At 74.8% G+C, this 981-nt stretch carries 2 protein-coding genes and 1 pseudogene; all 3 read right to left on the reverse strand.

The features are described from left to right. Window positions 1-297, reverse strand: a 297-nt coding sequence (locus tag C1A33_RS26385) for a hypothetical protein (RefSeq protein ID WP_423748152.1), incomplete at its 3' end; no start/stop codon positions are given. After that, window positions 298-501: a hypothetical protein gene (locus tag C1A33_RS34375; RefSeq protein WP_133150838.1), complete on the reverse strand. Its 204-nt coding sequence runs from the start codon at window positions 499-501 to the stop codon at window positions 298-300. It lies immediately after the preceding gene. A 270-nt stretch (window positions 502-771) separates the two neighbouring features. Further along, a pseudogene (locus C1A33_RS35305) lies at window positions 772-981 on the reverse strand (hypothetical protein); the annotation flags it as partial.

Raw genomic sequence — 981 nt, forward strand, 5'->3', positions numbered from 1 at the left:
CGCCGCCGCGCGGGTGGCGTCATAGGCGCTGAGCAGGCTCGGGTAGGCGTCGCCCAGGACGATCCCTCCCGCGGCGTGGCGGTGGCGGATCTGGACGCGGTAGCGGGGGGCGTCGAGGAGCCGGGCGTAGGAGACGGGCACGTCGAGGAGATCGATGTCGTCGCCGCGAGCAAGCCCGGTGATGATCACATCGCCGTGGATCTGCAGGTCGGGGTGGAAGCGGCGGGGATGGAAGACGGCGAGCGCGGTGGCGCGGTCGTTGCGGGGGGTGCCGGCGGGCAGGGGCGGGTCGGCCATTCACAGCACCGCGCCATCACGGTCGAGGTCGACCGGTTCCAGACCACCGCCGGCAAGAGCCCCCAGGGCGGCGTCGTTCGAGGGATCCACCGCGACGAGGCGGTGCGGATGCGCCGGGTCGGCGGGGATCACCAGAACCGTGATCGTCGACGACGGGGGGCTTCCCATCGGGGTGGCGGGGGCGCTGTCGCGGTCTGAGGTCATGACGGCTCTCCGAATGCGGGAAGGGTGCCCGGCTCGCCCGGGCGGGGTCCGCCGGTGGGACCGGTGGCGGGGGACGTCGGCCGGCGGGCGGCGAGGATGCCTGCGTGGCGGCGGCGGTGTGGGCAGTTCGGTCTGCCCTGCCCCCGCGCGGGCCGGCGGGTGGTCTACAAGTCGGGCTGCATGCACGGCCGTCCACGTGAGCTGAAGGGCCGCGGGTGCGGTGGGGGAGACCGGGCCGGTCGGGGTGGCGTCCGGCCGGCCCGGCGGGGTTCAGGCGTGGGGGTTGGGGGTGAAGGCGAGGCGGTCGTCGGGCATGAGGGCGGCGAGGATCTGTCCGGCTCGCAGGGCGTCGATGAGGGCGACGTCGAGGGCGAGGTCGGGCTGGTGGCCGCCGGCATGGTCACCGATGGTGATCATGTGGATGGCGTCGTCGGCGGTGAGGAGGCGGGCGCCGGGTGGCAGCGCTGGCTGGGTCGGGGT

The organism is Frankia canadensis (assembly GCF_900197875.1).
In the GTDB taxonomy this organism is placed as follows: Bacteria; Actinomycetota; Actinomycetes; order Frankiales; family Frankiaceae; genus Frankia; species Frankia canadensis.

Excerpts from the sequence above, each read along its gene's own strand:
- C1A33_RS34375 (WP_133150838.1), bottom strand. The coding sequence starts at position 501 with ATGACCTCAGACCGCGACAGCGCCCCCGCCACCCCGATGGGAAGCCCC.